23 protein-coding genes, 1 tRNA gene, 1 rRNA gene and 1 other RNA gene are annotated in these 26,719 nt (G+C 35.3%); 4 read left to right on the plus strand and 22 right to left on the minus strand.

What is annotated here, in order from left to right; genetic code table 11:
• From IDG64_RS08815 to gltB, 14 genes are all read right to left on the minus strand, one after another.
• Window positions 1-64 (minus strand): 16S ribosomal RNA (locus tag IDG64_RS08815); the annotation flags it as partial.
• A gap of 552 nt (window positions 65-616) precedes the next feature.
• On the minus strand, window positions 617-715 hold the full coding sequence (locus IDG64_RS08820) for a hypothetical protein (protein WP_001791812.1): 99 nt from the start codon (window positions 713-715) through the stop codon (window positions 617-619).
• A gap of 204 nt (window positions 716-919) precedes the next feature.
• Entirely contained in the window at window positions 920-1,516 is a 597-nt protein-coding gene (gene recR, locus IDG64_RS08825) for a recombination mediator RecR (RefSeq protein ID WP_000559156.1), read from the minus strand.
• A 6-nt stretch (window positions 1,517-1,522) separates the two neighbouring features.
• Window positions 1,523-1,840 carry a YbaB/EbfC family nucleoid-associated protein gene (locus tag IDG64_RS08830; protein ID WP_001213992.1) on the minus strand — a complete coding sequence of 106 codons (318 nt, stop codon included), beginning with the start codon at window positions 1,838-1,840 and terminating at the stop codon, window positions 1,523-1,525.
• 89 nt (window positions 1,841-1,929) lie between these two features.
• Complete coding sequence (dnaX, locus tag IDG64_RS08835) at window positions 1,930-3,627, minus strand: DNA polymerase III subunit gamma/tau (RefSeq protein ID WP_001109058.1); 1,698 nt, start codon at window positions 3,625-3,627, stop codon at window positions 1,930-1,932.
• A 68-nt stretch (window positions 3,628-3,695) separates the two neighbouring features.
• Window positions 3,696-4,220 (minus strand): GNAT family N-acetyltransferase, encoded by a 525-nt coding sequence (locus tag IDG64_RS08840; RefSeq protein ID WP_001167822.1) that lies wholly within the window; start codon window positions 4,218-4,220, stop codon window positions 3,696-3,698.
• Window positions 4,221-4,357: 137 nt separating this feature from the next.
• Entirely contained in the window at window positions 4,358-4,459 is a 102-nt protein-coding gene (locus IDG64_RS08845) for a hypothetical protein (protein WP_031775041.1), read from the minus strand.
• Window positions 4,460-4,531: 72 nt separating this feature from the next.
• Window positions 4,532-4,801: signal recognition particle sRNA large type (ffs, locus tag IDG64_RS08850), an RNA gene on the minus strand.
• A gap of 61 nt (window positions 4,802-4,862) precedes the next feature.
• Window positions 4,863-5,591 (minus strand): trehalose operon repressor, encoded by a 729-nt coding sequence (gene treR, locus IDG64_RS08855; RefSeq protein ID WP_001118675.1) that lies wholly within the window; start codon window positions 5,589-5,591, stop codon window positions 4,863-4,865.
• Window positions 5,592-5,615: 24 nt separating this feature from the next.
• Window positions 5,616-7,256: an alpha,alpha-phosphotrehalase gene (gene treC / locus IDG64_RS08860; RefSeq protein WP_000031495.1), complete on the minus strand. Its 1,641-nt coding sequence runs from the start codon at window positions 7,254-7,256 to the stop codon at window positions 5,616-5,618.
• Between the two features lie 63 nt (window positions 7,257-7,319).
• Complete coding sequence (treP, locus tag IDG64_RS08865; RefSeq protein ID WP_000279374.1) at window positions 7,320-8,747, minus strand: PTS system trehalose-specific EIIBC component; 1,428 nt, start codon at window positions 8,745-8,747, stop codon at window positions 7,320-7,322.
• Window positions 8,748-9,216: 469 nt separating this feature from the next.
• Window positions 9,217-9,309: transfer RNA gene (locus IDG64_RS08870), tRNA-Ser, on the minus strand.
• A gap of 268 nt (window positions 9,310-9,577) precedes the next feature.
• A complete protein-coding gene (locus IDG64_RS08875) occupies window positions 9,578-11,041 on the minus strand; it encodes a glutamate synthase subunit beta (protein WP_000503595.1) in 1,464 nt (487 codons plus the stop codon).
• Between the two features lie 17 nt (window positions 11,042-11,058).
• Window positions 11,059-15,558, minus strand: coding sequence for a glutamate synthase large subunit (gltB, locus tag IDG64_RS08880; RefSeq protein WP_000551377.1), 4,500 nt, complete (start codon window positions 15,556-15,558; stop codon window positions 11,059-11,061).
• 181 nt (window positions 15,559-15,739) lie between these two features.
• Here gltB and gltC point away from each other — a divergent pair, with 181 nt between their 5' ends.
• The 3 genes from gltC (at window position 15,740) to IDG64_RS08895 (ending at window position 18,636) form a co-directional block, all read left to right on the plus strand.
• Window positions 15,740-16,624: a glutamate biosynthesis transcriptional regulator GltC gene (gene gltC, locus IDG64_RS08885; protein ID WP_000403907.1), complete on the plus strand. Its 885-nt coding sequence runs from the start codon at window positions 15,740-15,742 to the stop codon at window positions 16,622-16,624.
• A gap of 114 nt (window positions 16,625-16,738) precedes the next feature.
• Window positions 16,739-17,857, plus strand: a complete 1,119-nt coding sequence (locus tag IDG64_RS08890; protein WP_077477270.1) for a YibE/F family protein — start codon at window positions 16,739-16,741, stop codon at window positions 17,855-17,857.
• Entirely contained in the window at window positions 17,854-18,636 is a 783-nt protein-coding gene (locus IDG64_RS08895) for a YibE/F family protein (protein ID WP_000994678.1), read from the plus strand. Before IDG64_RS08890 ends, IDG64_RS08895 begins: the two co-directional genes overlap by 4 nt.
• A gap of 168 nt (window positions 18,637-18,804) precedes the next feature.
• Here the strand turns inward: IDG64_RS08895 and IDG64_RS08900 are convergent, their stop codons facing one another.
• Both IDG64_RS08900 and IDG64_RS08905 read right to left on the minus strand, forming a co-directional pair.
• Window positions 18,805-19,290: a GNAT family N-acetyltransferase gene (locus IDG64_RS08900; protein WP_000183668.1), complete on the minus strand. Its 486-nt coding sequence runs from the start codon at window positions 19,288-19,290 to the stop codon at window positions 18,805-18,807.
• Window positions 19,280-19,675 carry an NUDIX hydrolase gene (locus IDG64_RS08905; protein ID WP_000588530.1) on the minus strand — a complete coding sequence of 132 codons (396 nt, stop codon included), beginning with the start codon at window positions 19,673-19,675 and terminating at the stop codon, window positions 19,280-19,282. The genes IDG64_RS08900 and IDG64_RS08905 overlap by 11 nt, the downstream gene beginning before the upstream one ends.
• Before the next feature lie 148 nt (window positions 19,676-19,823).
• On the opposite strand from IDG64_RS08905, the gene IDG64_RS08910 reads away from it, so the two are divergent.
• Window positions 19,824-20,093, plus strand: a complete 270-nt coding sequence (locus IDG64_RS08910; protein ID WP_001129473.1) for a hypothetical protein — start codon at window positions 19,824-19,826, stop codon at window positions 20,091-20,093.
• Between the two features lie 184 nt (window positions 20,094-20,277).
• On the opposite strand, the gene aaa is transcribed toward IDG64_RS08910, so the two are convergent.
• From aaa to IDG64_RS08940, 6 genes are all read right to left on the minus strand, one after another.
• Window positions 20,278-21,282 carry an autolysin/adhesin Aaa gene (aaa, locus tag IDG64_RS08915; protein ID WP_001170264.1) on the minus strand — a complete coding sequence of 335 codons (1,005 nt, stop codon included), beginning with the start codon at window positions 21,280-21,282 and terminating at the stop codon, window positions 20,278-20,280.
• A gap of 331 nt (window positions 21,283-21,613) precedes the next feature.
• The gene (gmpC, locus tag IDG64_RS08920; protein WP_000825526.1) at window positions 21,614-22,456 is read right to left on the minus strand and encodes a dipeptide ABC transporter glycylmethionine-binding lipoprotein; all 843 of its coding nucleotides are present in this window, start codon (window positions 22,454-22,456) and stop codon (window positions 21,614-21,616) included.
• A 36-nt stretch (window positions 22,457-22,492) separates the two neighbouring features.
• The gene (locus IDG64_RS08925) at window positions 22,493-23,152 is read right to left on the minus strand and encodes a methionine ABC transporter permease (RefSeq protein WP_000467994.1); all 660 of its coding nucleotides are present in this window, start codon (window positions 23,150-23,152) and stop codon (window positions 22,493-22,495) included.
• 3 nt (window positions 23,153-23,155) lie between these two features.
• On the minus strand, window positions 23,156-24,181 hold the full coding sequence (locus tag IDG64_RS08930) for a methionine ABC transporter ATP-binding protein (protein WP_000569271.1): 1,026 nt from the start codon (window positions 24,179-24,181) through the stop codon (window positions 23,156-23,158).
• Window positions 24,182-24,476: 295 nt separating this feature from the next.
• Window positions 24,477-25,619, minus strand: a complete 1,143-nt coding sequence (locus IDG64_RS08935; protein ID WP_001036657.1) for a bifunctional cystathionine gamma-lyase/homocysteine desulfhydrase — start codon at window positions 25,617-25,619, stop codon at window positions 24,477-24,479.
• Window positions 25,612-26,517, minus strand: coding sequence for a PLP-dependent cysteine synthase family protein (locus IDG64_RS08940; RefSeq protein WP_000634095.1), 906 nt, complete (start codon window positions 26,515-26,517; stop codon window positions 25,612-25,614). Before IDG64_RS08940 ends, IDG64_RS08935 begins: the two co-directional genes overlap by 8 nt.
• Between the last annotated feature and the right edge of the window lie 202 nt (window positions 26,518-26,719).

Here is a 26,719-nt window from a genome sequence, read left to right on the forward strand (position 1 = left end):
CGACTTGCATGTATTAGGCACGCCGCCAGCGTTCATCCTGAGCCAGGATCAAACTCTCCATAAAAATTATGATGTTTGATTAGCTCATAAATACTAAATAATGTTTGTAACTTATAGTTACGTTTTTTGGAATTAACGTTGACATATTGTCATTCAGTTTTCAATGTTCATTTTTCTTACCGACAAGAATTAATTATACATTTTATTAACATTTAAGTCAACAACTTTTTAAAATTAATTTTCGTTAGTAATTCAAGTTATTTCTTAAGTTGAATTGTTTTGTTTGCCTCAACAAATAAATACTATACAGGCTTTCAAACTGCTTAACAACAGTAAAAATTACACCTTTGTCATCTGTGCTGAACGCCCTTATCCTAAAAATCGAACTTAAAAAAATCCCCACTTATAAATAGTACGTTTTTTAGAACAAGAAACAGATTTTTTTCTAACCATATCAATCAAAAAAAACCGCAAAACAGAACGTTATTTTTTTACCAGAAATTAAAAAAAAATTTACAAGTTTTAAATAATCTCTCAAAACACCGCTATACAGGCTGATTTAATAAGCTTTAGACCAAAGAAGTACAACTTACTAAGCCAGCATCTATCATTTCAATTACAAAAGAATTTCATTTGCATAGTCATTAACCGCATTTATCAAATTAATAGCACCAACACACCATAACCATAGATCTAATTCGATAATCCAATTCACATCATTACTATTAGAAGTAACAAATCACAACCAACGGCTTGCTTCCTAAAGATTACCCATCCCTCAGTAAAACTAGGTAAACCATACCACCGCCACACCGCAAATAAAGTAGTACATCACACCACACCATAAAAAAAGCCACAATGATTACACTGTGACTTTTCTTACTATAGTATTAAAATCAAAAATGTTTAATAGAAGACATTACATTTCTGTTCTACCTGCGATTGCTTTAGATAATGTTACTTCGTCAGCATACTCTAAATCGCCACCTACCGATAACCCTTGTGCTAATCTCGTCACTTTGATACCTATAGGCTTAACTAATCTAGAAATATACATGGCTGTAGATTCCCCCTCTAAGTTCGGGTTCATAGCTAAGATTAATTCGCTAACTTCATCGTTTTTCAAGCGTTCAATCAATGAAGGAATATTAATATCTTCTGGTCCAATGCCATCCATAGGCGAAATAGACCCATGTAAAACGTGATATAAACCTTTGTATTCTCTCATTTTTTCCATAGCTATGACATCTTTGTCATCTTCCACAACACAAATAACTGAACGATCTCTTTGCTTATCTTCACAAATATAACATGGATCATTTTCAGTAATGTGACCACATACGCTACAATATGTTAATTCTCTCTTAACATCTACTAATGCTTTGGCAAACTGAACAACATCGTCTTCTTTCATATCTAAGGTATGAAAAGCCAGACGTTGGGCTGTCTTTGGACCAATGCCTGGCAATTTCATAAAGCTATCAATAAGTTTTGATATAGGTTCTGGATAATGCATCTATGATCACATTCCAGGGATGTTTAAGCCTTGAGTATGTTTACCTAAACGTTCTTGAGTAAGCTCATCAGCTTTATTCATCGCTTCATTAGTAGCTGCTAACACTAAGTCTTGTAGCATTTCAATATCATCTGGGTCTACAGCTTCTTCTTTGATTTCAACGTCGACAACTTCTTTATGACCAGTTACAGTAACTGCAACCATGCCACCGCCAGCTGTTCCTACAATACGCTCTTCTTTAAGTTTTTCTTGTTCTTGAGCCATTTTCTTTTGCATTTTTTGCATTTGTTTCATCATTTGTTGCATGTTTCCGCCACCGCGCATATTCCATTTCCTCCTTGAAAATCAATAAATATTTATCAATAAAATGATGTTTCTTTCATTATACATACGATTATATCGCTTGTCATGTATCACTCTTCATCTATCACATGTACAGTTTCTTCACCGAAAAGATCTTTTGCTTTTTGAGCAATATCTGTTTGTTGTGCTTGTTGCTTTGGCATATCATCGCCTTCGTTTTTACGATTTTGTAAATACTCCGTTCGAACTCTTTGCCATTGATCTGATGGTACACCAACAACTTTAACGTTTTTATTAACGATATTACATACAACACTTTCTATACTACTACGTTTCTCGTCGTCTTTATTGACGATTTCACAATGGATCTCTTCCTCAAATTTCACAAGTACGTGATCTTCACTTGCCGCCACAGGTTCCGAATTTTGCAATAAACTAACGAGTGATTTTTTATCATTGTTTTTGGCATGATCAATCACTTCTTGCCAATGATCTTTCAACAATTTGATATCTGCCTTATTCGCTTTATCTAGCACTTTTGCAATTTGTTGCATTGAAAATGCATTTTTAGATTTTTGTATGCCTCTCGCAGGCTTTTTCGAAGATTTTTGAACAGGAGCGACACTCACTCCTTGTGCTTTTAGTGTTTTTAGTTCTTGCTCTAACTGTTCCATACGTTGCAACAATACATCTGTGTTTGGCGATGAAGCAATTTGTGCTGGTTCAGCTACATTCGCAATCACTTGTGGTTGACCCTTAATCTGCTCAGCTAATTTTACTAACAACACTTCAAAATGAACGTTTTGATTCACACTAAAACGAATCGACACTAATGTATCATTAATAAGATCAATCATTTGATATAACATATCTAATTCTAAGTTCATCAGTGCTCGATACTCAGTATCTTTCTCAGATGTTTTATTCATAATCGTATCTCTGACAAAATAAATCATATCATTTATTAGGCGATTCACTTCTTTACCCTCTGTTATAAACTGATGGTATTTTTTAAAAGATGCTTGTACGTCACCTTGTACAATATCATCAAACAAGTGATCCAACGCTTCATCATGTACGCTACCTGTGACATTCAACGCATCTTGCAATGTTAACGTACCATCACCAAATGCAATAGCCTGATCCATAATACTTAATGCATCACGCATACCCCCTTCAGACGCTTTAGCGATAAATGCCAAGGCTTCATCTTCACATTCAATTTGTTGTGCATCTGCTACAAATTTTAAACGTTCAACAATTTGATTTAGGCTAATTGCTTTAAAATCAAAACGTTGTGCCCTAGAAATGATTGTTGGAGGGATTTTATGTGGTTCTGTCGTTGCCAATATAAAAATAGCGTGTGCTGGAGGTTCTTCTAACGTCTTTAAAAGGGCATTAAAAGCACCTGTTGTTAGCATGTGCACCTCATCTATAATATAAACTTTATATTTCGATTCACTTGGTGCATATTTAACTTTGTCTCTAATATTTCTTATTTCATCAACGCCATTATTACTAGCAGCATCAATTTCTATCACATCTGAATTAGTCCCCTGCGTAATGCCTTTACAAATATGACATTCATTACAAGGTTCTCCATCAGTGCTATTTAAACAGTTGATTGCTTTAGCAAACACTTTGGCAATACTCGTTTTCCCCGTGCCTCTCGGACCACTAAAAATATAAGCATGCGACTGTTTTTCTTTAGAAATCGCATTGCGCAATGTCTTCGTGACATGTTCTTGTCCGACGACATCCTCGAAACTTTGGGGTCTGTACATACGATATAAGGCTTGATAATTCAAGTTAGCACCTCCATAAACAATTACCTCTCATTATAGCATGATAATACCTTTACTTCTTAATTGAACAATTAATAAAAATGTTCTGGAAATTTTACGATTCCGTGTGGTGCATCCGTCAAATTATCCCATAAATATTTTACAAGTAACGGTGCATCACCAGATTCTAATTTAATGTCATGCTCAGCAGCATTTTGATAACCCAACTTTTCAAAGTAGTCAAAACAATGGTCTACAACAACCGTACTATACTCTTGTGCTTTGGCACGCTCTTCTACTGCTTGAACCAAGCCACGACCTAATTTTTGTCCACGTAATTCAGGATGAACTGATAAAGAGGCAATCGCCAAACCATAATACGTCTTATCATCACTATTAATTTCTACTTCAATTAATAAAACGTGTCCAACGACATCGTTATTTTCATTTTTCGCTATTACTTCTAATTCAAAATTATAGCAAGGAGATTTTCTTAAATGTTTTACTTTCGCAAGTGCTTGCCAACTCGTTTCAGGATTATCATCAAAACTTTCTTCAATACTATTTAAAGATTTATCATAATCTAACTCTGTTAAAGTACTTAAATATATTTGCATATGTCCTCCGTAGGCATTTGATTGTCAATAATCATAACGTATCTCATTAATAATTCTATTGTAAGATACTCCCCCTCATTTCACCATCATTTCTTTATCATCAAATAATAACTTCTTACTTTTCATTGACACAAAAATCATTCAAACTGCACATCGATTTCACTTGAATCAAACTTCACATATAAAAAAGCTACTTCCCACAAACATGTTCCACGTATAATACGCTGAATTGTCTTCAAGAAAGTAGCTTCTATAAATAAATATATATTTTCAACTCTTAATAATCGGTTTAATATTTAAAAAATAAAAAACCGTGCACCTAAGCATCGAACGTAATTCACGAACGTAACCAAAGTCGTTAGCTAAATCTCGGCTACCCTACGGCACATATGATGATCCACTTAATGCTGCTTCCGTCAGGACCTGACATGGTTCATGGGTTCATATTGCATAGGACCGAAATCTTCAAACACTACGTGCTTTGGGCAGACTTCGCAAAAATACGGCCTCAACAAAGGAATTAAGCCTCGCATAAAGCGGATTTCGAGTACAGGGAACCGCTACCTCCCCACCTAGCACGGCAAGATATATATTACTATATTTTAATAGTTAATTGCAAGTATAAATCATTTATATCATTGTTTACTTTATACGACGTCTTGAGAAGTCGTTAAATTTAAATTCATTTGCAAGATGTTTTGAAATATTATATTGAAACGGCATTGTATTTTCTAAATACACAATACTTCGAACTGTTGCTGAATAAGCCACCGATACATCACCAAACAATTGATATGCTTGTTCATCAAACGGTTCAAAAGTAATAGACTTACTTGAATAACTAATATTAAGATTTAATACCTTTTCCAAATAATCATAAATAGAATCACTCGCAACATCATTACCTATGTCTGAAACAATCGACTTTAGAAAATAATCTTCATCAACAATCTTCACATGTTGGTTAAGCCGACGAGTTCTAACAATATGAATGAGTGATTCACTAGAATTGATGTTTAAAGCATGTTGAACTTCTGGAACTTCATGCGCTTCAACAACCTCATTCACAACAACTTCAGTTAAATATGCGACGCCCATTTCTTCTTGCATTTCTTTAAAACTAACCAGTTCAGAAAATGGAAACTCTGTAACCTCCTGATAAATGACAAGTGACCCTTTACCATGAATCTTTTGAATCATGCCGTCTAATGCCAACAAATCTAATGCCTTACGCACGGTCTCTCGAGATGACTGGTACAATTGCACCAAATCATGTTCAGACGGAATTTGTTCACCATATTGAATCTGCCCGTTTAATATATCTTCTTTCAACGCCTCATAAATCTTCATAAACTTTTTTTGTTTCGCCATATAAACGCATCCACTCAATTTATTTTACGCGTTTGTTTCGATTACAATTGCACCAAACCCGCTTATCGTATTATTTTCCACTGTGCCTGTTTGAATCACAACACGACCTTCTCTAGCCAATCCTTCTGGCAAATCAACAGCCGATGCTGAGAAATTCGCAATTACTAGCCATTGTTGATTCTTATAATGACGTTCATAAACAAATAAATGATCATGATCCATAAAACGTGGCACAATGTCTCCATACGTAATAATATCATGCGTATGTCTTAATTGTATTAATTTTTGATACGTATAGAAAATAGACTCTTTATTCTGAAGTGCTTGTCTAACGTTGACCTGATGATAATTTTCCGAAATATCAATCCAAGGCTTACCAGCTGTAAATCCAGCATTAACATCATCACTCCATTGCATAGGCGTTCTCGAATTGTCTCGTGACTTCTGTCCTAAAATCGTTAACACATCCGCTTCAGCATGCCCTTCACTTAACAACTGATGGTAGGCATTAATCGATTCAACATCGCGATATTGTGCTATTGATGTAAAATGTGGGTCCGTCATACCAATTTCTTCACCTTGGTAAATATATGGCGTCCCTTGCAACATATGCAGTGCGATAGCTAACATTTTAGCACTTTGTATCCTCATCTCTTCCGACGTATCATCACCAAATCTAGACACTACCCGTGGCTGATCATGATTACACCAGAAAATCGCGTTCCATCCGCCACCGTCATAAATACCTCGTTGCCATTGCATCAGAATTTTCTTTAACTTATGGAAATCAAGCTTCGCATTTGTCCACTTTTCACCATCAACATAATCAACCTTTAGATGATGAAAATTAAAAACACTATTCAATTCTTGGCGTTCTGGTTGTGTATACTTAATACAATTTTCAATCGTCGTCGAAGACATTTCTCCTACAGTCATCATGTCAGTGTTACCAAACGTTTGACGATTTAATTCATGCAGAAACTCATGCACTCTAGGACCATCCGTATAAAATTCTTTACCTATTTTGTCAGAGTCCTTAAATTCACCTTTAGAAATTAAGTTAATGACATCAAATCGAAAACCATCAACGCCGAAGTCTATCCAATGATTGACTATGCGATATAACGATTGACGTACTTCCGGATTATCCCAATTTAAATCAGCTTGACTGACATCAAATAAATGTAAATAATATTCATCTGTCTCAGAATCATACTTCCATGCATTACCACCGAATTTAGAATGCCAATTTGTTGGCGGCCCGTCTTCAGGTGATCTGAAAAAGTAATAATCTCTATAAGGGTTATCTTTAGATTTACGGGCTTCTTTAAACCATTCATGCTCCGTCGACGTATGATTAATGACAATATCTAACATTACTTTCAAGTCTTTTTGATGAGCAACTTTGATTAACTTTTCAAAATCATCCATCGTTCCAAAGTCTTCATTGATTTCTAAATAATTGCTGATATCATAGCCATTATCATTCATAGGTGATTCATACACTGGTGTTAACCAAATATAATCAACACCCAATAACTTGATATAATCCAATTTTTCTATAATTCCGTTGATATCTCCTATACCATTCCCCGTCGTATCATTAAACGACTTAGGATAAATTTGATATACAACGGATTTTCTCCAATCTATTTCTTTCGACACACAATTACCACCTTATAACGTAATAAAGGACGTCCAAATAACGAACGCCCCTTTTTTATTTTATTAATCTTCAACAATTTCTTTCGCTTTTTGTTTACTAAAATGAGACATCACAATTGTTAGTATACATGGTACAACAATAGCAATAGCTGTCACAATAAGATATACTGGCCAAAATTCTTTTTGAATTGAAATGAATGCTGGCACGCCACCAACACCAACTTTTCCAAGTACGTTATTCATACCAACGATTGCCCCCAATACACAAGACGTTGATATCGCAGCGATAAATGGATATTTCAGAGGTAAGTTCACACCGAACATGGCTGGTTCAGTAACACCTAACATACCAGAAATACAAGATGTTAATGCCAAGCCTTCTTCTTTAACCATTTTACGACGTTTATAGACAAACCATGCTCCAAATGCTGCAGAGCCCTGACAAATATTGGAAATCGCAACAATTGGCCATAAATACGTACCGCCTAAGCTGCTACCCATCAATTGGAAATCTACTGCTAAAAACATATGGTGTAGTCCTGTAATTACAAGTGGTGCATATAACAATCCATATATTGCTCCGCCAAGCCATCCTGCATGTTGGAATATAAATGTAACACCAGATGTAATACCTGTACCAATCAATAACGCAACTGGTCCAATGATAATAAATGCTAAAAATCCAGTAACTAAAAGCGCTACGGGTCCAACGACCAACATTTTTATCGAATCGTGAACGACTTTATTTAATCCTTTTTCAATTTTAGCTAGAACGTAAGCTGCAATTAAAACTGGCAACACTTGACCTTGGTAATTCAACTGCTTAATCTCTAAGCCAAATAAGTTCCACGTCGGAATATTCCCTTTTGCCAAATCATACTGAGATACTAATTGCGGATGCATTAAAATCAAACCTAAGACTATGCCTAGAATCGGACTACCACCAAATACACGCATACTACTCCAACCAATTAATGCTGGTAAGAAAATAAATGCCGTACTCGCAATCACATTAATGATGTTTGAAATATCAGCAATTTGTGGATACATCTCAATAAGTGCTTTTGGACCAAATAAACCTTTCATTGTAAGTAAATTATTGATTCCCATTAACAAACCAGCTGTCACAATCGCAGGTAATATTGGTATAAAAATATCCCCCAACAATTTGATCAAACGTTGTACTGGATTCCCTTTTTGTGCAGCTGCTTGTTTCGCTTCATCTTTCGAAGCTTCTTGAGCACCTGTTTCATCAATAAACTGCTTATACACTTCATCGACTGTTCCTGGACCAATGACAATTTGATATTGATGGTCTGCTTTAAACTGCCCCTTGACCAACGCGTTATTACTTAATGCGTCTTTATCAACTTTACTTTCATCCTTCAGCACTAAACGTAATCGTGTTACACAATGCGTTGCAGCTTCAAGATTTTCTTTTCCCCCAATAGCGGTTACGATGGCTTTTACATCTTCTCTTTTTACAGCCATATATTTCACTCCCTTAATGTCTTAAAACGAGTATAACTTGTCTAGACAAGTTATGTAAAGGCTTTCAACAAAATATTTTTATTTTGTCACAATTATCTGGGGTAGCCATTTCAGAAAATCAATGAGCCATAACGACATATGTAGCAATAACTCCTCGCTACAATTGCGTTATTAACAATACCTCACCACGCTCTCACCATTATAAAGTGTAGATGCATGGCCAACTCCTAAATTGAAAAATGCATATCTATAAATAGCAAACTTGTCCACACAAGCCATCCATCATATTTCACAAAACAAAAAAGACATTTAGCTATGTATATTGCACAAGCCAAATGCCCTTCCAATCTCAATGCCTTATCATTTCTATTATCAAAAATTACGAGTCATTCAAAGACAAATAAAAAGGTAAATACTCAAAATTTGAGCACTTACCTTCATTATATATAGTATTTAATATAAATATTGATGGCGGAGGAAGAGGGATTCGAACCCCCGCGAGCCGTTAAGCCCCTGTCGGTTTTCAAGACCGATCCCTTCAGCCGGACTTGGGTATTCCTCCTAAACACAATATTTATCATATATGAACGTTCTGTAAAAGTCAATATTGTTTTTAAGCATTACATGATTACCACAAATCATTGTCTTCCACTACAGTTGACCTATAAACGAATGTAAAAAATCACTACTTATAATTAATCTATTTGTTGTCTTACAAACCTTTGTTTTTAGGTTACAAAGATGGCATGTGACGTTGATAGATACTAGATTATTTCAAAATCGATTCAGCATGACACAACGTCAACGTAACCACCATTTCCATACAAAGATTATACACAAACTTTACTCGCTAAATACTGATCTACTGCTTTCGCTACGCCTCTACCTTCTTTAATTGCCCATACAACTAAACTTTGACCACGTCTAGCATCTCCAGCAGCAAATACCTTTTCATTATTAGTTTGATAGTTTGTATCATCCGCCACGATTCGATTTCTATCCGTTTTAATGTTAAAAGCATTCGGTACTGTTGGTTCTGTACCTTCGAAGCCGATTGATAATAATACAAGGTCAGCAGGCCAAAATCTTTCAGGTCCTTCTTTCATGACCATACCATTTTCGCCTTGCTCTAAAATTTGAGTATACAAACCACGTATGTGTCCTTTATCGTCAACATCGTAACGCATTGTTTGAACACCATATGCACGTGGTTCCTTACCAAACTTAGCTTCGTACTCTTGGTGCGCATAGCCCATTTTAAACACCGGCATTGCTAAAGGCCATGATGCATTTTCTGTAAATGTAATTGCTTCTGGCAATTTCGTATATTTATTAAATTGAACAATCGATTTACAATTTTCTCTTAATGCTGTCGCTACACAGTCTGCCCCTGTATCACCAGCACCAATGATAATGACATTCTTATCTTTTGCAGTTATTGTTATATCATCAATTTCTCCATTTAACAGCTGCGTTTGTTCAGTTAAATAATCCATAGCGAAATGTATACCATCACCCATGCGTCCTTCTAAAGGTAAATCTCTACCTTTTTGTGCACCAGTACATAATATAATGGCATCATACTCAGATTCTAACGTTGCTTTATCAATATCAACGCCTACTTCAACACCATTAATGAAAGTAATGCCCGCTTCTTCCATTAACTTAATACGACGTCGAACCACATCTTTATCAAGTTTCATATTCGGAATACCATACATTAATAAACCGCCTGATTCTCTAGCACGTTCATAAATAGTTACTTGATATCCTAGTAGATTAAGTTCTTCAGCAGCAGTTAATCCTGCTGGACCGCTTCCAACGATTGCCACTTTTTCATCTCTACGACGACTCGGAACTTTCGGTGCTACCCAACCATTTTCAAAAGCTTCATCAATAATTGTGCGTTCAATACCTTTAATCGCAATCGATTCTCTATTAATCTTCATCACACAAGCACTTTCGCATGGTGCAGGACATACACGCCCTGTAAAGTCAGGAAAGTTATTTGTTTCGCTTAAGCGTTCATAAGCAGTTTTAAAATCTTGATGATACACTAAGTCGTTCCATTCAGGAATGTAGTTTCCAATTGGACAACCTATTGTTTCCCTACCATACTGTTGTCCGGTTTGACAAAACGGCGTTCCACAATCCATACATCGTGCACCTTGGATAGAGGCATCTTCTTTAGTAAATCGTTGTTGATATGCTTTATGATGCTTCAAACGGTCTACCAGTGATAATTCACCTAAGTACTGTTTGTCATACTTCATAAATCCTTTAAATTCACCCATCGTATCTCCCCCTTTCCTTAATACACAACGGCTGGTTTATGTTTAGCATCGATTGTTTTACTGTCATCGTAAAATGCAGCTAACATCGCTTCATCTTCATTGTCATGTAATGATTTGTGCAAATGAATTTTTTGCATCATTAATTGATAATCTTTTGGAATAACTTTAACGACGACATCTTCAATGCGATCAAAATGTTTTAACACATGAATCGCTCTCGTACTATTCGTGTGTGACACATGTTCTTCCAGCATTTGCTTAATGAACGCTTTTTCTTCTTGGTGTTTAATCTTTGTAAACGAAAGCGTATCTAGTTGATTATTTTCAACAAAAGCTTCTACATCAGACGGGATAACGTAAGCAATACCACCACTCATACCTTGACCGAAGTTCTTACCTACATCCCCTAAATTAATGACATGTCCACCAGTCATGTACTCTAATCCATGGTCACCGATACCTTCAACGACAACATCTACACCACTATTTCTAATACAGAATCTTTCTCCTGCACTACCGTTAATAAATGCCTTACCACCTGTCGCACCATAGAATGAGACGTTACCAGCAATAATTTCATTTTGTCGTTCTTCAAAAGGTGCTTTGACAATGAGCGTACCACCAGATAATCCTTTACCAACATAGTCATTCGCATCTCCAGTATGATGAATCATTAAGCCTTTCGGTGCGTATGCTGCAAGACTTTGACCAGCATGACCATTCGTATAAACATTAATTGTATTTTCAGGAAGTCCTGCTTCTCCATATTGTTTCGAAATCTCACTACCTGTAATAACTCCTACATCACGTTGTTCATTATTTACTGTAAAGCTACCTGTATAGCGACGTCCTTCAGCAATATATGGCTTCGTTACTTCATATAAATTTGTTAAATCAAATCCATGCTCAAGATTATGATTTTGTTGAATTTCTTTTGTGTTTGGCCCATCGAAAGGACATAACAGTTTTTCAACATCAATACTAGCCGCTTTGCTATTCGCTTTTAATGTTGATGATCGTTGTAATAAATCAGTTCTTCCAACTAAGTCTTCTACACGTTTCAAACCTAAAGATGCTAAAATTTCTCTTAATTCTTGTGCAATAAAATGCATAAAATTAACAACATGATGTGCTTTACCTCTATATAAAGCACGTAAATCTTTGTTTTGAGTTGCAACTCCTACTGGACATGTATCTTTATGGCATACACGCATCATAATACAGCCCAACACCACTAATGGTGCAGTTGCAAATCCAAATTCTTCCGCTCCAAGCGCACATGCGTACGCTACATCTTTACCAGTTAATAACTTACCGTCTGTTTCTAACTTAACACGACTTCTTAAGTCATTTAGTTTTAATGTTTGATGTGTTTCTGCTAAACCAATCTCCCAAGGAACACCGGCATGCTGAATACTCGTTTTAGGTGAAGCCCCTGTACCACCATCGTAACCACTGATGACAATTTTATCTGCAAATGCTTTTGCCACCCCAGATGCAATGGTACCAACACCTGTTTTCGAAACTAATTTTACCGCGATATCTGCATCTTTATTCGCATTTTTCAAATCATGTATCAGTTGCGCTAAATCTTCTATTGAATAAATATCATGATGTGGCGGTGGTGAAATCAGACCGATACCTGGCGTTGACCCTCTTGTCTTCGCAATCCACGGATATACCTTAGTACCAGGTAATTGACCACCTTCACCAGGCTTTGCACCTTGCGCAACTTTAATTTGAATTTCTTTGGCATGTTGTAAATAATCACTAGTTACACCAAAACGCCCAGAAGCAACTTGTTTAATCGCACTTACTTTGTTGCTTCCATCAACTTGTACTTCATAACGTTTTGCATCTTCGCCACCTTCACCACTATTACTCTTTCCACCTAATTGGTTCATGGCTTGTGCTAACGTTTCATGTGCTTCCGCTGAAATCGATCCATAACTCATCGCCCCTGTATTAAAGCGTTTGACAATGTCACTTACCGGTTCAACTTGGTCGATGTCAATCGGTGTACATGCTTTAAATTCAAGTAAATGTCTAATGTGATCTGTTCTATTTTTGTTCACCGCTTCAGAGTATGCTTTAAATTGCGCATAGTCATTTTCTTTACATGCGTGCTGCAATAAGAAAATAGATTCCGGATTAAAAGCATGATGTTGACCTTGTTGTCTCCATTGGAATGTACTACCTGATGCAAGATAATTATCATCACTTTGTTGACGTGCTTTATTTTCAGCATCAATTTGATCAATCGAAATACCAGATAACTTAGACTGTGTTCCAGTAAAATAACGATCAATCACATCATGAGACAAGCCAATCGCTTCAAATATTTGTGCACCTTGATAACTTTGCACTGTCGAAATTCCCATCTTAGCCATTACTTTAATGACACCTTCTGACAATACATCCGTATATGTCTTAACATTATCGACAACGGTGCCTTGTAACCCTTCTGTCAATGTCAGTTGTTCAACTGTACGTTGCGCTAGGTATGGCACAATTGCATTCGCGCCATATGCGAGTAAACAAGCAACATGATGCACTTCTCGTGTCTCACCAGATTTAGCGACTAAACTTGTAGACATACGTAAATCTGCTTTAATAAGTAATTGATGCACATGACTTATTGCGAGTAACATCGGCATTGCAAAGCCATTGCTATCAACTAATCCACTATCATCTAACACTAGAATTTGAGCGCCTTGCTTTACAGCATTCACTGCTTCTCGGCCTAATGCTTCTAACGCATCTTCCAAATCCCCTTCATATACCGTTGATAAATAAGTTAATTTAAAATGTTCCTGATCAATCGCTGCTAAGTGTGATTCATTCAATACTGGCCTTTTCAATTGAATACGATCTAAAACCGTTTCGTCAGGTGCTAGTAAGTTACCTTCGCCACCTAAATAAGAAAGTTCACTCGTTACGATTTTTTCACGATACGCATCAATTGGTGGATTCGTAACTTGTGCAAACAGCTGTTTAAAGTAATTAAATAGTGATTCTGGTCGCTCGTTCAACACTGCAATTGGCGCATCATATCCCATTGCACCGATAGGATCCTTCTTACCTTCTACAAGTTCCTGAATATACTTATGAATCTCTTCTTTCGTGTATGCAAATTGACGTTGTAATTTAAATAACGTCTCATCTTTCCATTGCGAATCTTGATATTGTATATTTTCAAAATCAAAGTCAACTTTATGGTTATCAATCCACGCTTTATATGGTAATTCTCCAGCAATCGCACCTTTTAAATCATTATTTTCAATGACTTTATTCTGTTTAAAATCAACAAGCAATAACTTTCCAGGATTCAATTGACCTTTAAAAGCAACATTACTTTCAGGTACGTCCACAACACCCACTTCAGATGAAAAGACAATAAAGTTATCTTTAGTAATCGTATAACGACCTGGACGTAATCCATTTCTATCTGTAAGCGCGCCAAGTTTGTCACCGTTACAGAACGAAATCATTGTAGGACCATCCCACGGTTCCATTAAATAACTATAAAATTCATAAAACGCACGTACATTTGCATCATTCGCTTCATTGTATAACCAAGGTTCAGGTATGAGTAACATCGCTGCCTTTTCAGGCTCCATGGCTAACGATAAGAACTCTAGCGCATTATCTACAATAGCAGAGTCACTACCATCCTCATCGACAATTTGAAACACTTTATGTTGATCCTCGCCAAATAATGTTTCGATTAATTTATGTTGGCGTGCTCGCATCCAGTTCACATTACCTTTTATCGTGTTAATCTCACCATTATGCATTAACATACGGTTAGGATGCGCCCTTTTCCAACTCGGGAATGTATTCGTACTAAATCTCGAATGCACTAACCCTAGCTTTGATTGATATAAATCATCCGATAAATCTGTATAGAGTTTTTTAATTTGGTCTGATCGTAACCAACCTTTATATACAATTGTTTTACGTGATAAGCTCGTAAAATACAATTCTAAATCGCACTGAGTCGAATAGAACTCTAATTGTTTTCTCGCTAAAAATAAACGCTTTTCAACATCTTCAATGTCCCTAATATCAATAAACACTTGTTGAATGACTGGCATCGTATCTGCTACATGTTTAGCAATGGCATCTTTATTAACTGGTACATTACGATAACCAAGAATTGATAACCCTTCGCCTTCAAAATATTTTTTAAAAACTGCTTCATGTTCAGAACCTAAAACGCGTTCTTTGGAAAAAAATAACCCCACGGCATATTCACCTTCACCTGGGATATCAAAGTCCGTTACATGTTGTTTGAAAAATGCAAAAGGTATTTCAGTCATAATACCTGCGCCATCACCAGTGATGCCATCTGCGCCGACCCCGCCCCTGTGATCTAAGCGTCGCAACATTTCAAGCGATTTATCAATGATGTCGTGAGACCTTTTATTATCCATATTCGCATAAAAACCAATACCACACGCATCATGTTCCTCACGATAGTCATATAAGCCTTTAATTAATTTCTCATTGTGCATGATGCACACCCCTTTTTTTAGAATATTCTGATATTAGTTATTAATGATAATTACTATAATCTAAAAAATTTATCTGTTCAATATATAAAATAGAAGATATTCATCTAAAAAATAGAACATTTATCAATAATATTGCTATAATAGTTACAAAACACTCATTTTTGGAGGTGCCTATATCGCTATGGAAATTAAACAATTAAGATATTTTATCGAGGTCGCTAAAAGAGAACATATCTCCGAAACAGCACTTGAACTAAACATTGCTCAATCAGCGATAAGCCGTCAAATTACATTATTAGAACAAGAACTTAATGTGTCTTTATTTAAAAAGCAAGGACGCAATATTACGCTCACATCTGAAGGGAAATTATTATTTAATGAAGCTCTGCGTATTATTGAACATTTAGATAGCACGATTGAACAATTTCAAAGCCATGGATTAACTAAAAATAAAAGTATCTACATTGGCTATGATGAGAGTGACGCATCCCACATGTTACTACCACTTATCCAAACGTTTCATTTACAAAATGATACACATGTCATACCGAGCTTATTAGAACATGACACAATTATAAATAGCGTATTAAATGGGAATATAGACATTGGTTTCACGGAACTTACACCAGAAATACGTAAACACAAACAATTACATATGCTACCTTTATTCGAAGAGCACTATCATTTATATGCGCCTTCAGACGATCCAATTACGATGGCGACACACCCACCATTAATTCAGTTTGAGCATAGTCATATTTATTGCTTGGCACCATTTGCCGAAACTGTAAAAAAACAATTGCGCAAGATTACTAAATCAGATGTATACACAATCAGTAGCCAACCACTTGCGCAGTATCTCCTTCGTCAAAAAGAAGGTTATATCATTTCATCACAAAATATACATTTACCAGAATCTAAATCATGGATAGATATAAAATTAGATCATACTGAATTAAAAAGAACGATATGTGCTATTACAAAGGAGCCTTATACAAAGAGTGATATTGGTATCTTATTAACACTTATTCAGCAATTAATGACTAAAACGTCTACATTCCATTAAGTAATTCGACTTTATCAATGATGATTTTCGTTTTACACTTAGCAGTAATATCTTTGAAAATAAAAAATTAAGGGCGTATAATCACCATATTAATTCATTCATAGAATTGGGGTTTTGTTTTTGAAATATAGAAATTTATTTACAAAGCCATTTAATATAATTTTAGGTTTGTTCTGCATCGCATTCATTGGTGCTATTTTATTTACATTCAATAATGAGAACTTTTACAACAAACCAATTGGTCAAATTATAGATGTCAAACATGTTTCTTCGACACCTACAAAAGATGCACAAAATAATCGTGATATTAAATATAAAAATCAATTAAAAGTCAAAATATTAAATGGTCAATTTGCTGGAGAAACGACGACGATTAATCATCAGTACGTCAAATCGCAAGCAGATTCTGAGGCATTTCGCACACACGAAAAAGTATTATTACATATTTCTAACAAGCCGAGTGATGCTTATATTATAGAAAAGAAGCGTGATACCTTAACGGTTATCATCACTGGTTTGTTCTTATTAACTGTATTATTGGTTGGTCGCAAAGTCGGACTGCAATCGATTTTATCGTTAATCTTGAATTCTATTGCCATATTAATCGCAATTTACATTCATATTCAACATAGCAATATTAATTTATTCTTACTCATGACCATTGCCATGATCTGTTCAACAATACTCACTTTATTGCTCGTTACAGGCTGGCATATGCGTACACTCATTACCATAGCCAGTACAATTATCGGAACTTTTTTGAGTATAGGTTTAACAGAATTAATCATATATATGACAGATGGTAAAGGCATTAAATATGAAACGATGAACTTTTTATCATTACCACCGAAAGATATCTTCCTAGCCTCAGTGTTAATAGGTTCACTTGGCGCTATTATGGATGTTGCAATTACAATTGCTAGTGGTATGCATGAAATTTTACAGCGTACGCCACACATTTCAATGAGGAGATGGGCGCTTGCTGGGCGAAACATCGGCCAAGATATTATGGGAACAATGACTAACATCTTATTATTCTCATATTTATCCGGTGCACTACCTATGTTTTTAATCTTTTTAAAAAATGCAAATACTGTGACTTATACTATTTCGATGAATTGGTCGTTAGAAATTGCGCGCGCACTAACAGGCGGTATAGGTATCGTACTTACAATTCCTATCACAATATTGTTTATGGAAGTATTTGAAACATTAAGGAGGGCGAAACAATGAATGCTGTATTTATATTGGCGTTATTGCTCCTCTTTCTGATGATAATTTTCGGAGGTAAAAAGGGATTCATCTCTTATTTAACCCTATTTTTAAATTTCGCTATTTTAATTATTAGTATTGTATTGATTATTTTTGGCGTACCGATTTATGTCGTCACATTCTTTTTCTGCATTATTATTGGCGCTTGTAATTTATTCGTACTCAATAGTTACAATGTTAAAACACAAGCTGCATTTATCAGCACTATCGTTACAACAATATTGTTGATTACACTCATTTATTTATCTGTCTACTTCGGTCATCTACAAGGCTTTTCAACCGAACAACAAGATGAAACATATGTGTATTCAATGAATATTGGCATTGATATGGTTCAATTTATGGTGTTCACTATTATTCTTGCTGTTATTGCAGCTGTGATAGATTTAACGATTACCATTAGTTCACCCATTTATGAATTGCATCAAGTAAATCCAACACTTACGCAATACGAATTATTCCAATCTGGCATGCGTGTTGGTAGAGAAATTTTAGCGACATCTGCGAACACGATTTACCTTGCCTTTTTTGGTGGCCAACTTGCTTTATTTATTTGGTTTTTCAAACTTAAATATTCATTTGGTCATATTATAAACTCGAAAATATTTGCCCAAGAATTTATTTCTATTATTTTAGGCGGTATTGCCGTTGCAATCAGTATTCCGATTACGGCTTGGATTACGGCATTTTTAATAAAAAGACCATCTCGACAGCGCAAAAATGATGAGTCTATCAATTAATCGCAACTAGCAATATAACTTAAGTTAAGCGACCTGTGGATATATGTCAATTGTTCACTAGGTCGCTTTTTACTATATTAAATTGTCCGGTGATCTATAACAAAAAGCACCTTTATTCATCATTAATTGTTGTGGTCGACGATGAGTAAAGATGCTTTTAAATTTAATTTATTTTATAGTTAACGCCATAATATGAACAGGTCTTCCGATGAACATACTATCTCCCATATATTGATATCCTTGTTGGCGATAAAGTGCCATGGCATGTGGATTGTCAGTATTAACCGTTAACACAATCTCATTAATATCCTGAAATGTTGAAGTGATAAATGACGCCAATTTTTCCATTACCACTTTACCTATTCCTCTATTACGATAACGTTGATCAACACTAAATGACCTGAAAAATACTGCATCTTGGTTATCGCTAAATGGTGCGACCCCTTTTCCACGATGTAATGTAAAAAAGGCCACACATTGCCTGCCATCCATTACAACGATGGGATACCTTTCATTATCAGACATTGCAGCTGTAATATTTTCCTCTGGCGTTTTAACAAACTTCAAATCACTTTCACTTAATTGAAAAGCTTCTAACATCGAATAATCTTGTGGGACATAATGTCGTAACATGATGGTGTCATTATTTGTCATGTTTACCACCATACGTTTCAATCCAAACTTTGACAGCAGGCGCAATCAACGCATCATTATCTTTATCAATCCAGCGTATATCCGTAATTTCATTATTGATAGTTACGTTTTCCCAATCGATTTTGGTTAATGCGCGAAATCCATTTAACTCAGTTAACATATCCTGTTGTGGATATGCAGGACCTACAATTGTCCCGATATATTCAATTTCATCCATTGTTAATGTTAAATTTAATTCTTCTTTTACTTCTCTTAACAGCGCTTGTACTCGTGATTCCCCTTCTTCTATTTTACCACCTGGGAAATAATACTTTTCGCGATTCCTTACTTGAACAAGTAATATTTTATCAGCTGTTTCTTCAACTAAACAGACACATTTAATCATCTTTGACACCCCAACTTTGTGAAATCAATTTTTCAAATTATACTGTACAATTATGTTATCATATATGAGTAGTTATAGCGCAAAACGTTAGCAATTCAGCGCACCCAATTTTTCATATAAACAGAAGATACTAGGGGGAATTATTATTATGGCAAAACGTTCCAAATCACAACGTTTATCAAGTTTACTAAATGTCGCAGGTTTCATAGTCGACGGCTACAATGGCTATAAATATCATGCTAAAAATAAAAAATTAGTATATCTTTCATTAGGTTTAAGCACTGTAGGAACCGTGTTAGACTTTTACATTTCAATTAAGTCACCACGTAAGTTCAAAAAAGCAGTGGCAGTTGTTACTTTAATAACAAACGGTGCTAGATTATTTACAAGCATTCGCAAAGTAAAGCATGAATACTAATTCAGAAAAGGATTGGTCGAACATAGAACATGAAGTTCATTCGACCAATCCTTTTTCTTATACAAAAATTCCTATTACAACAATCACGACTTTGATAGCCCCGCCATAAAGTTTAGGATTCAATCCAACTTTTCAGCTTGTGAAATGTAATAGGAATTCATTATATATTTATATACGTAAGACTTTAGTGAATATATCTATAATTATTTACTTGGTAAGCTGGTACCGTTCTGTAAGTTAAAATACCTGGTGCAGCTGAATAGTTCATTTCTGAAACTAAAATACTACCATCGTTATTTACACGTTCTACAAACATAACATGACCATAGTAACCTACATCTGTTTGAGCGATAGAACCTACAGTAGGTCTATTGTCGATAGTGTAACCATCTGCTGCCGCTGCGTTATCCCAGTTATTAGCATTCCACCAATAAGTACTAATACCTTTACCAATTTCAGCACGACGATTAAATACATGATATGTACATTGACCCCATGTATATAAGTTTTGGTGACTGAATACTGGTGTATTGTAACCTCTATTTGTCGTTGTTGCAGATCCTGAGTTCGTAGATGCATTACCAGTTACTTTCAATTTTTGACCCGGATAAATAAAGAAATTATTTAAGCCATTTAAGCTCATAATTTTTTGATAAGTTGTACCATATTTTGATGCGATTAATGACAATGAGTCACCTGCTTGTACTGTGTAGTATGATCCACCGCCTGAGTTCGTTGATGGACGGCTACTATTGCTCGCAGCGTTACTTGAGCTAGCAGTACCTGATACTTTTAATTTTTGACCTGGATAAATAAAGAAATTATTTAAACCATTAAGTCGCATAATGTTTTGGTAAGTTGTACCATATTTTGATGCGATTAATGATAATGAGTCGCCTGCTTGTACTGTGTAGTATGATCCGCCACCTGAGTTCGTTGATGGACGGCTACTATTACTCGTAGAATTACTTGAGCCAGATACTTTTAGTACTTGGTTTGGGAAAATTAGATTAGATGTTAAATTGTTTAATGACTTTAATTTAGCAATCGAAATCCCATACTTATTTGAAATTGCCCACACTGATTCACCCGGTTTTACTGTGTGAGTTGTAGCCGCATTTGCTTGAGTTGCCGCAACAGCGCTAATCGCGCTTGTCCCAATAATAGCTGCAATTACTTTTTTTTGCACTTTAAAATCCTCCTCTTGCTTAACTTTCCTAACATTCTTTTATCCGAATTTATGAATACTACATCATTATACGATTTTATTATGTATAATAGGTTGATGTTTGATGACATTATGATTACAAAAAAATCATATACTGTATCATCAAATTTTATAATTACCCCTTAAAATTATTACAACTTATTAGATTTTACAATATCTAAATTATTACAATTTCATAATATTTCACTATAAAATGATTACAATCCCTTTCTCTATTGGAAATAATTTTATTCTCCAACAATAACGCCCTACAAACATAAGCATGAACTTTGCTTGTAGGACGCAATATAATTTATTTTGCTAATGACGTTTCTATTGCCTTAATCTCATCTTTAGATAAATTAACAGGTTTCTCTCCATCTTTGACATCTTCCTGCAACGCTTTTTGAGCTTCTTTTGAATGATACAATTCTACGATTTTAGCATATGTTTTGTTATCCAAGTCTTTGTCATTAACTGCAACAATATTAATATATGGCTTTACAGCATCTGAATTTGATTTTTCTAAAAATATCGGATCATTTTTAGGGTCTTTCCCCGCTTTAGTTGCTACACCGTTATTAATAACTGCAATATCGACATCAGATAAAGCACGCGCAGTTTGCTGTGCATCTACTGCAGTAATTTTTAAATGTTTTGGATTTGACGTTATATCTTTCACCGTGCCTGCCAAACCGAAATCTTTTTTCAGTTTTATTAAACCAGCTGCTTCTAATAGTTTAAGAGCACGTGCTTGGTTTGATACATCATTTGGAATGACAACTTTAGCACCATCTTTAACCTTTTTGATATCTTTAATTTTATCTGAGTAAATGCCCAACGGTGCTAAAACTGTTGTACTTAATGCTGAAATCTTTGTTCCTTTATGTGCCTTCTTATACTGATCTAAAAATGCAAAATGTTGGAATGCATTCATATCAATATCACCATCGTTTAATGCTTTATTCGGTAAATTGTAATCGGAAAAGTGCTTAATCTCCACATCAATATCATCTTTTTTAGCTAATTCTTTAACCTTCTCCCAAGCCTTAGTGTCATTTGATGCGACACCAATTGTTACTTTTTTATCATTGTTACTACCACACGCTGCTAATAATACAAGTGCTACGATAACTAACCCAATCAATCTTTTCATTCTATCAATTCCTTTCAAAATCTTCACTATATATCATTAATGTCTACGTATGAATCTAGCTAGGACATTCCCTAGCGTTTGAATCACTTGGACAATAATGACTAATACAATAACGGTAATAATAATGACCGTCGTATCAAATCTTTGATAACCATACACTAAAGCTAAGTCTCCTATACCACCACCGCCAACAGCTCCTGCCATCGCCGTACTTCCAATAAGTCCAATAATCGCAGTGGTAATTGCTAATACTAATGAACCTAACGCTTCAGGAATTAAAAAATATCTAATGATTTGTAGTGGTGAAGCGCCCATCGCTTTCGCCGCTTCAATAATCCCCTCGTCTACTTCCAATAATGAGTTTTCAACAAGTCTTGCAATGTAAGGTGCCACATATACTGTTAAAGGCACGATGGCAGCAGTCGTACCAATTGAAGTACCTACTACTAATTTTGTGAATGGCACAATCGCAATTAACAAAATAATAAATGGTAGTGACCTTAAAATATTGATTAAAGGATTTAAAACTTGATGTATCACTATATTGGGCCATATGCCTTGTTTTCGAGTAATTACCAATAAGACACCTAATGGAATACCAATCACTGCTCCTAAAAATAAAGCAATAGATACCATATATAACGTTTCGTACAATGCTTGTAATAACTGTGCACTGTCTAAATCAGAACCAAACATATGTTAATGCACCTCCTCAAATTGAATATTTTTCTCTTTGAAATATTGATTTATTGCCGTGTCATCAAATTGTTGATCTATATTAAATCGAAGCCACATATAACATACGGTGTTACCTTGTATTTCTGACATAGATGAAAATAAAATTTTAACCTCTCTGCCACAAATTTGAATCAAGTCATTTATAATCGGTTGTGTCACCTGAGTTTCCTCGACGAAGATTTTATAATCTTTAAAATCGCCAACTTGTTCGTCATTCAATCGACGAATCAATGATGTACTTGGCTCAGTCTGTATAACTGTAGACACAAAATTTTGAGCAATCGTCGTTTTAGGATGACTAAACACCTCTTTAACAGTTCCTGTTTCAACCACTTGCCCCTTTTCCATTACAGCAACACGATTACAAATGTCTTTAATAACGCGCATTTCATGTGTAATCATCATAATTGTAATGCCAAAGGTTTGATTGACATTCTTTAATAACGTCAATATCGAAGCAGTCGTTGCTGGATCCAATGCGCTTGTTGCTTCATCGCATAGGAGTATTTTCGGATTAGTAACAAGCGCTCTTGCAATAGCCACCCTTTGCTTCTGCCCACCAGATAATTCATCAGGAAATTGGTCTTTTTTATCACTCAATCCTACAAATTCAAGCATTTCTGTTACTCGTTGCTTAATTTCTGTTTTGCTTTTCTTACTTAAAATGAGTGGCATTGCTACATTTTTAAATACCGTAGCTGAATTTAATAAATTGAAATGCTGAAATATCATACCGATATCTTTCTTAATATCCCTCATCATTTTATCGCTATAATTCGTAATATCATGTCCATCTACAATCACTTGTCCATTCGAGGCAGCTTCAAGATGATTCACGAGTCTTACCAACGTACTTTTTCCTGCACCACTATATCCAATCACACCAAAAATATCATTGCGATTGACCGTAAATGATACGTCCTTCAAAGCATCTATTGTTTGCTTTTTCTTATGAAATGATTTACTAACTTGTCGAAACTCAATCATGCAAAGCCCCCTCCTACAAATTCTTATTAATCCACTAGGAATAAGAGCATTATATGTAAAATTGCATATATCGTCAATACAATTTGCCGAATTTTCTAAAAAATTAAAAAATAAGTAATTCATGAGACAATGACGAATTGTGAGACTACTATGACATTTATCGAATTAAATGAATAAAAATGTCTAACAATCCTCCACAACGCAATTACTAAATATTAACATCGCACAAAAAAGCACTAGCATTTTCAAAATCAATTTAAGTTGAACTCAAAATTTATGCTAGTGCTGCTATTATTTATAACGTATCTAGTGCTTGTTTTAAATCATCGACTAAATCTTCAGTATCTTCAATACCTACAGAAATTCTTACAAGTCCGTCTGTAATACCTTCTTTAGCTCGAATATCTGCTGGAATGGATGCATGTGTCATCAATGCAGGTACTGAAATTAAACTTTCCACTGCACCTAAACTTTCAGCTAATGTGTAATACGATGTTGCTTTAATCAATTGTTTGGCACTTTCTGTATTTTTCACTTCAAATGCAATCACACCTGTATGGCCATCCGCTTGAGCCATATGGACATCATGATTTAAATGACTTTCAATACTTGGATGGAACACTTGTTGCACAGCTGGATGTGCTTGTAACATTTTAATAATTTCAATAACACTGCGATTAATTTGTTCCATACGTAAACCTAATGTTTTAATACCCCTCACAAGTAAATAGCTATCTTGAGGTCCTAAAATGCCACCTGTTGAATTTGAAATAAATGCTAAACGTTCTGCAAGCTTGTCATCCGATGTTGCAACTAAACCAGCAACGACATCACTATGTCCACCTAAATATTTCGTTGCAGAATGCAAGACAATATCGATGCCTAAATCTAATGGATTCTGATAATAAGGTGTCATAAATGTGTTATCAACGACTGAAATCAAACCGTGTTCTTTCGCAATTTCAGCAGACTTTTTAATGTCAGTAACACGTAATAATGGATTAGAAGGTGTTTCAATAAACAACATCTTTGTTGTTGGGCGTATCGCTTGTACAATTGAATCTGTATGAGTTGTATCTACAAAATCCACTTCAATGCCAAATCGTGTAAATACTTTTGTCAATGCGCGATAAGTACCGCCGTATACATCTGAATTTAAAATAATATGATCACCTTTGTCCAACAGCATAACAACTGCACTGATTGCTGCAACACCTGAACTAAATGCAAAGCCATGTTGGCCATTTTCTAATGCCGCAATAACGCTTTCTACAGAACTTCTTGTTGGATTCGCAGTACGAGAATATTCATATCCTTGACGTAAATCACCAATATCATCTTGTAAATATGTACTTGTTTGATAAATTGGTGTAGTAACTGCACCTGTATAGTCGTCCGTTGTGTGTCCACCGTGAATTAATTTAGTTTTCTTATTCATAATCATTCTCCTCATAATTAAATATTTGCTTAGACATATATCGATCGCTACCATCTGGAAATACGACAACAATCGTACCTTCAGTTAGTTGCGCTTTTAAATTCAATGCACCTTGTAATGCTGCACCTGAAGAACTGCCTACTAACAACCCTTCATTTATAGCCAAACTTTTGACATTTCGAAAGGCATCTTGATCTTTAATCGTAAATATCCCATCTACAAGACGTCTCTCTAAAAATATCGGCCATTTCTCAGAACCGATACCTTCAGTGTCATGTGCATGAGCTGGCCCTCCATTTAACACGGACCCTTCTGGCTCAACGGCAAAACATTGCACGTGATGTTGCTTTAAATAACGTGCGGTACCTGTAAATGTACCGCCAGAGCCAATACCAGCCACAAAATAATCAATTTGCTGTAATGCTGAAGTCAATTCGGGTCCCAATGTATGAAAATATGTATCCGGATTATGTTCGGATTCAAATTGATTCATATAAACGGCACCATATTTTTCAGCATAGGAACGTGCAGCTAATTGTGCCCCGTGCATACCTTCAGACTGACTCGTCCTTGAAACATCTGCACCAAGCGCTATCATAATATTAATCTTTTCTTCTGAAAAACCATACGGCGCAAAGATCTTACATTTCAAATGATGTCTATTCGCTGCAATAGCTAACCCTATGCCTGTATTACCAGCAGTCGCTTCAACAATAGTTTGACCTGCACGCACACGCCCTTCTTGAATTGCCTTCTCTACTAAATATTTCCCGAGTCTGTCTTTAACACTGCCTCCAGGATTCCATTGTTCAAGCTTGGCATAAATTTTAACTTTATCATCACTATAATGTTCTAACAGTACTAATGGTGTATTGCCAATTAAATCATAAGTAATCATAGATGCACCCTCATCTGACATGCCGATCAAATGAATGAAACCTTTCTTCATGTCTCAATTTTAATTCTTACTTTTCAGATAAGAATTAAAAACGACATTTTGTTATTTTGCAATTATCTAAGTTTCGATTAATTCAGAACCAGTACTAAATTTTCAATTCCAAACAAAAAAACACCTGAGCAACACAAATACTTGTGTGTCA

Origin of the sequence: Staphylococcus sp. EG-SA-15, assembly GCF_017151895.1 — a bacterium.
Taxonomy (GTDB): Bacteria; Bacillota; Bacilli; order Staphylococcales; family Staphylococcaceae; genus Staphylococcus; species Staphylococcus aureus.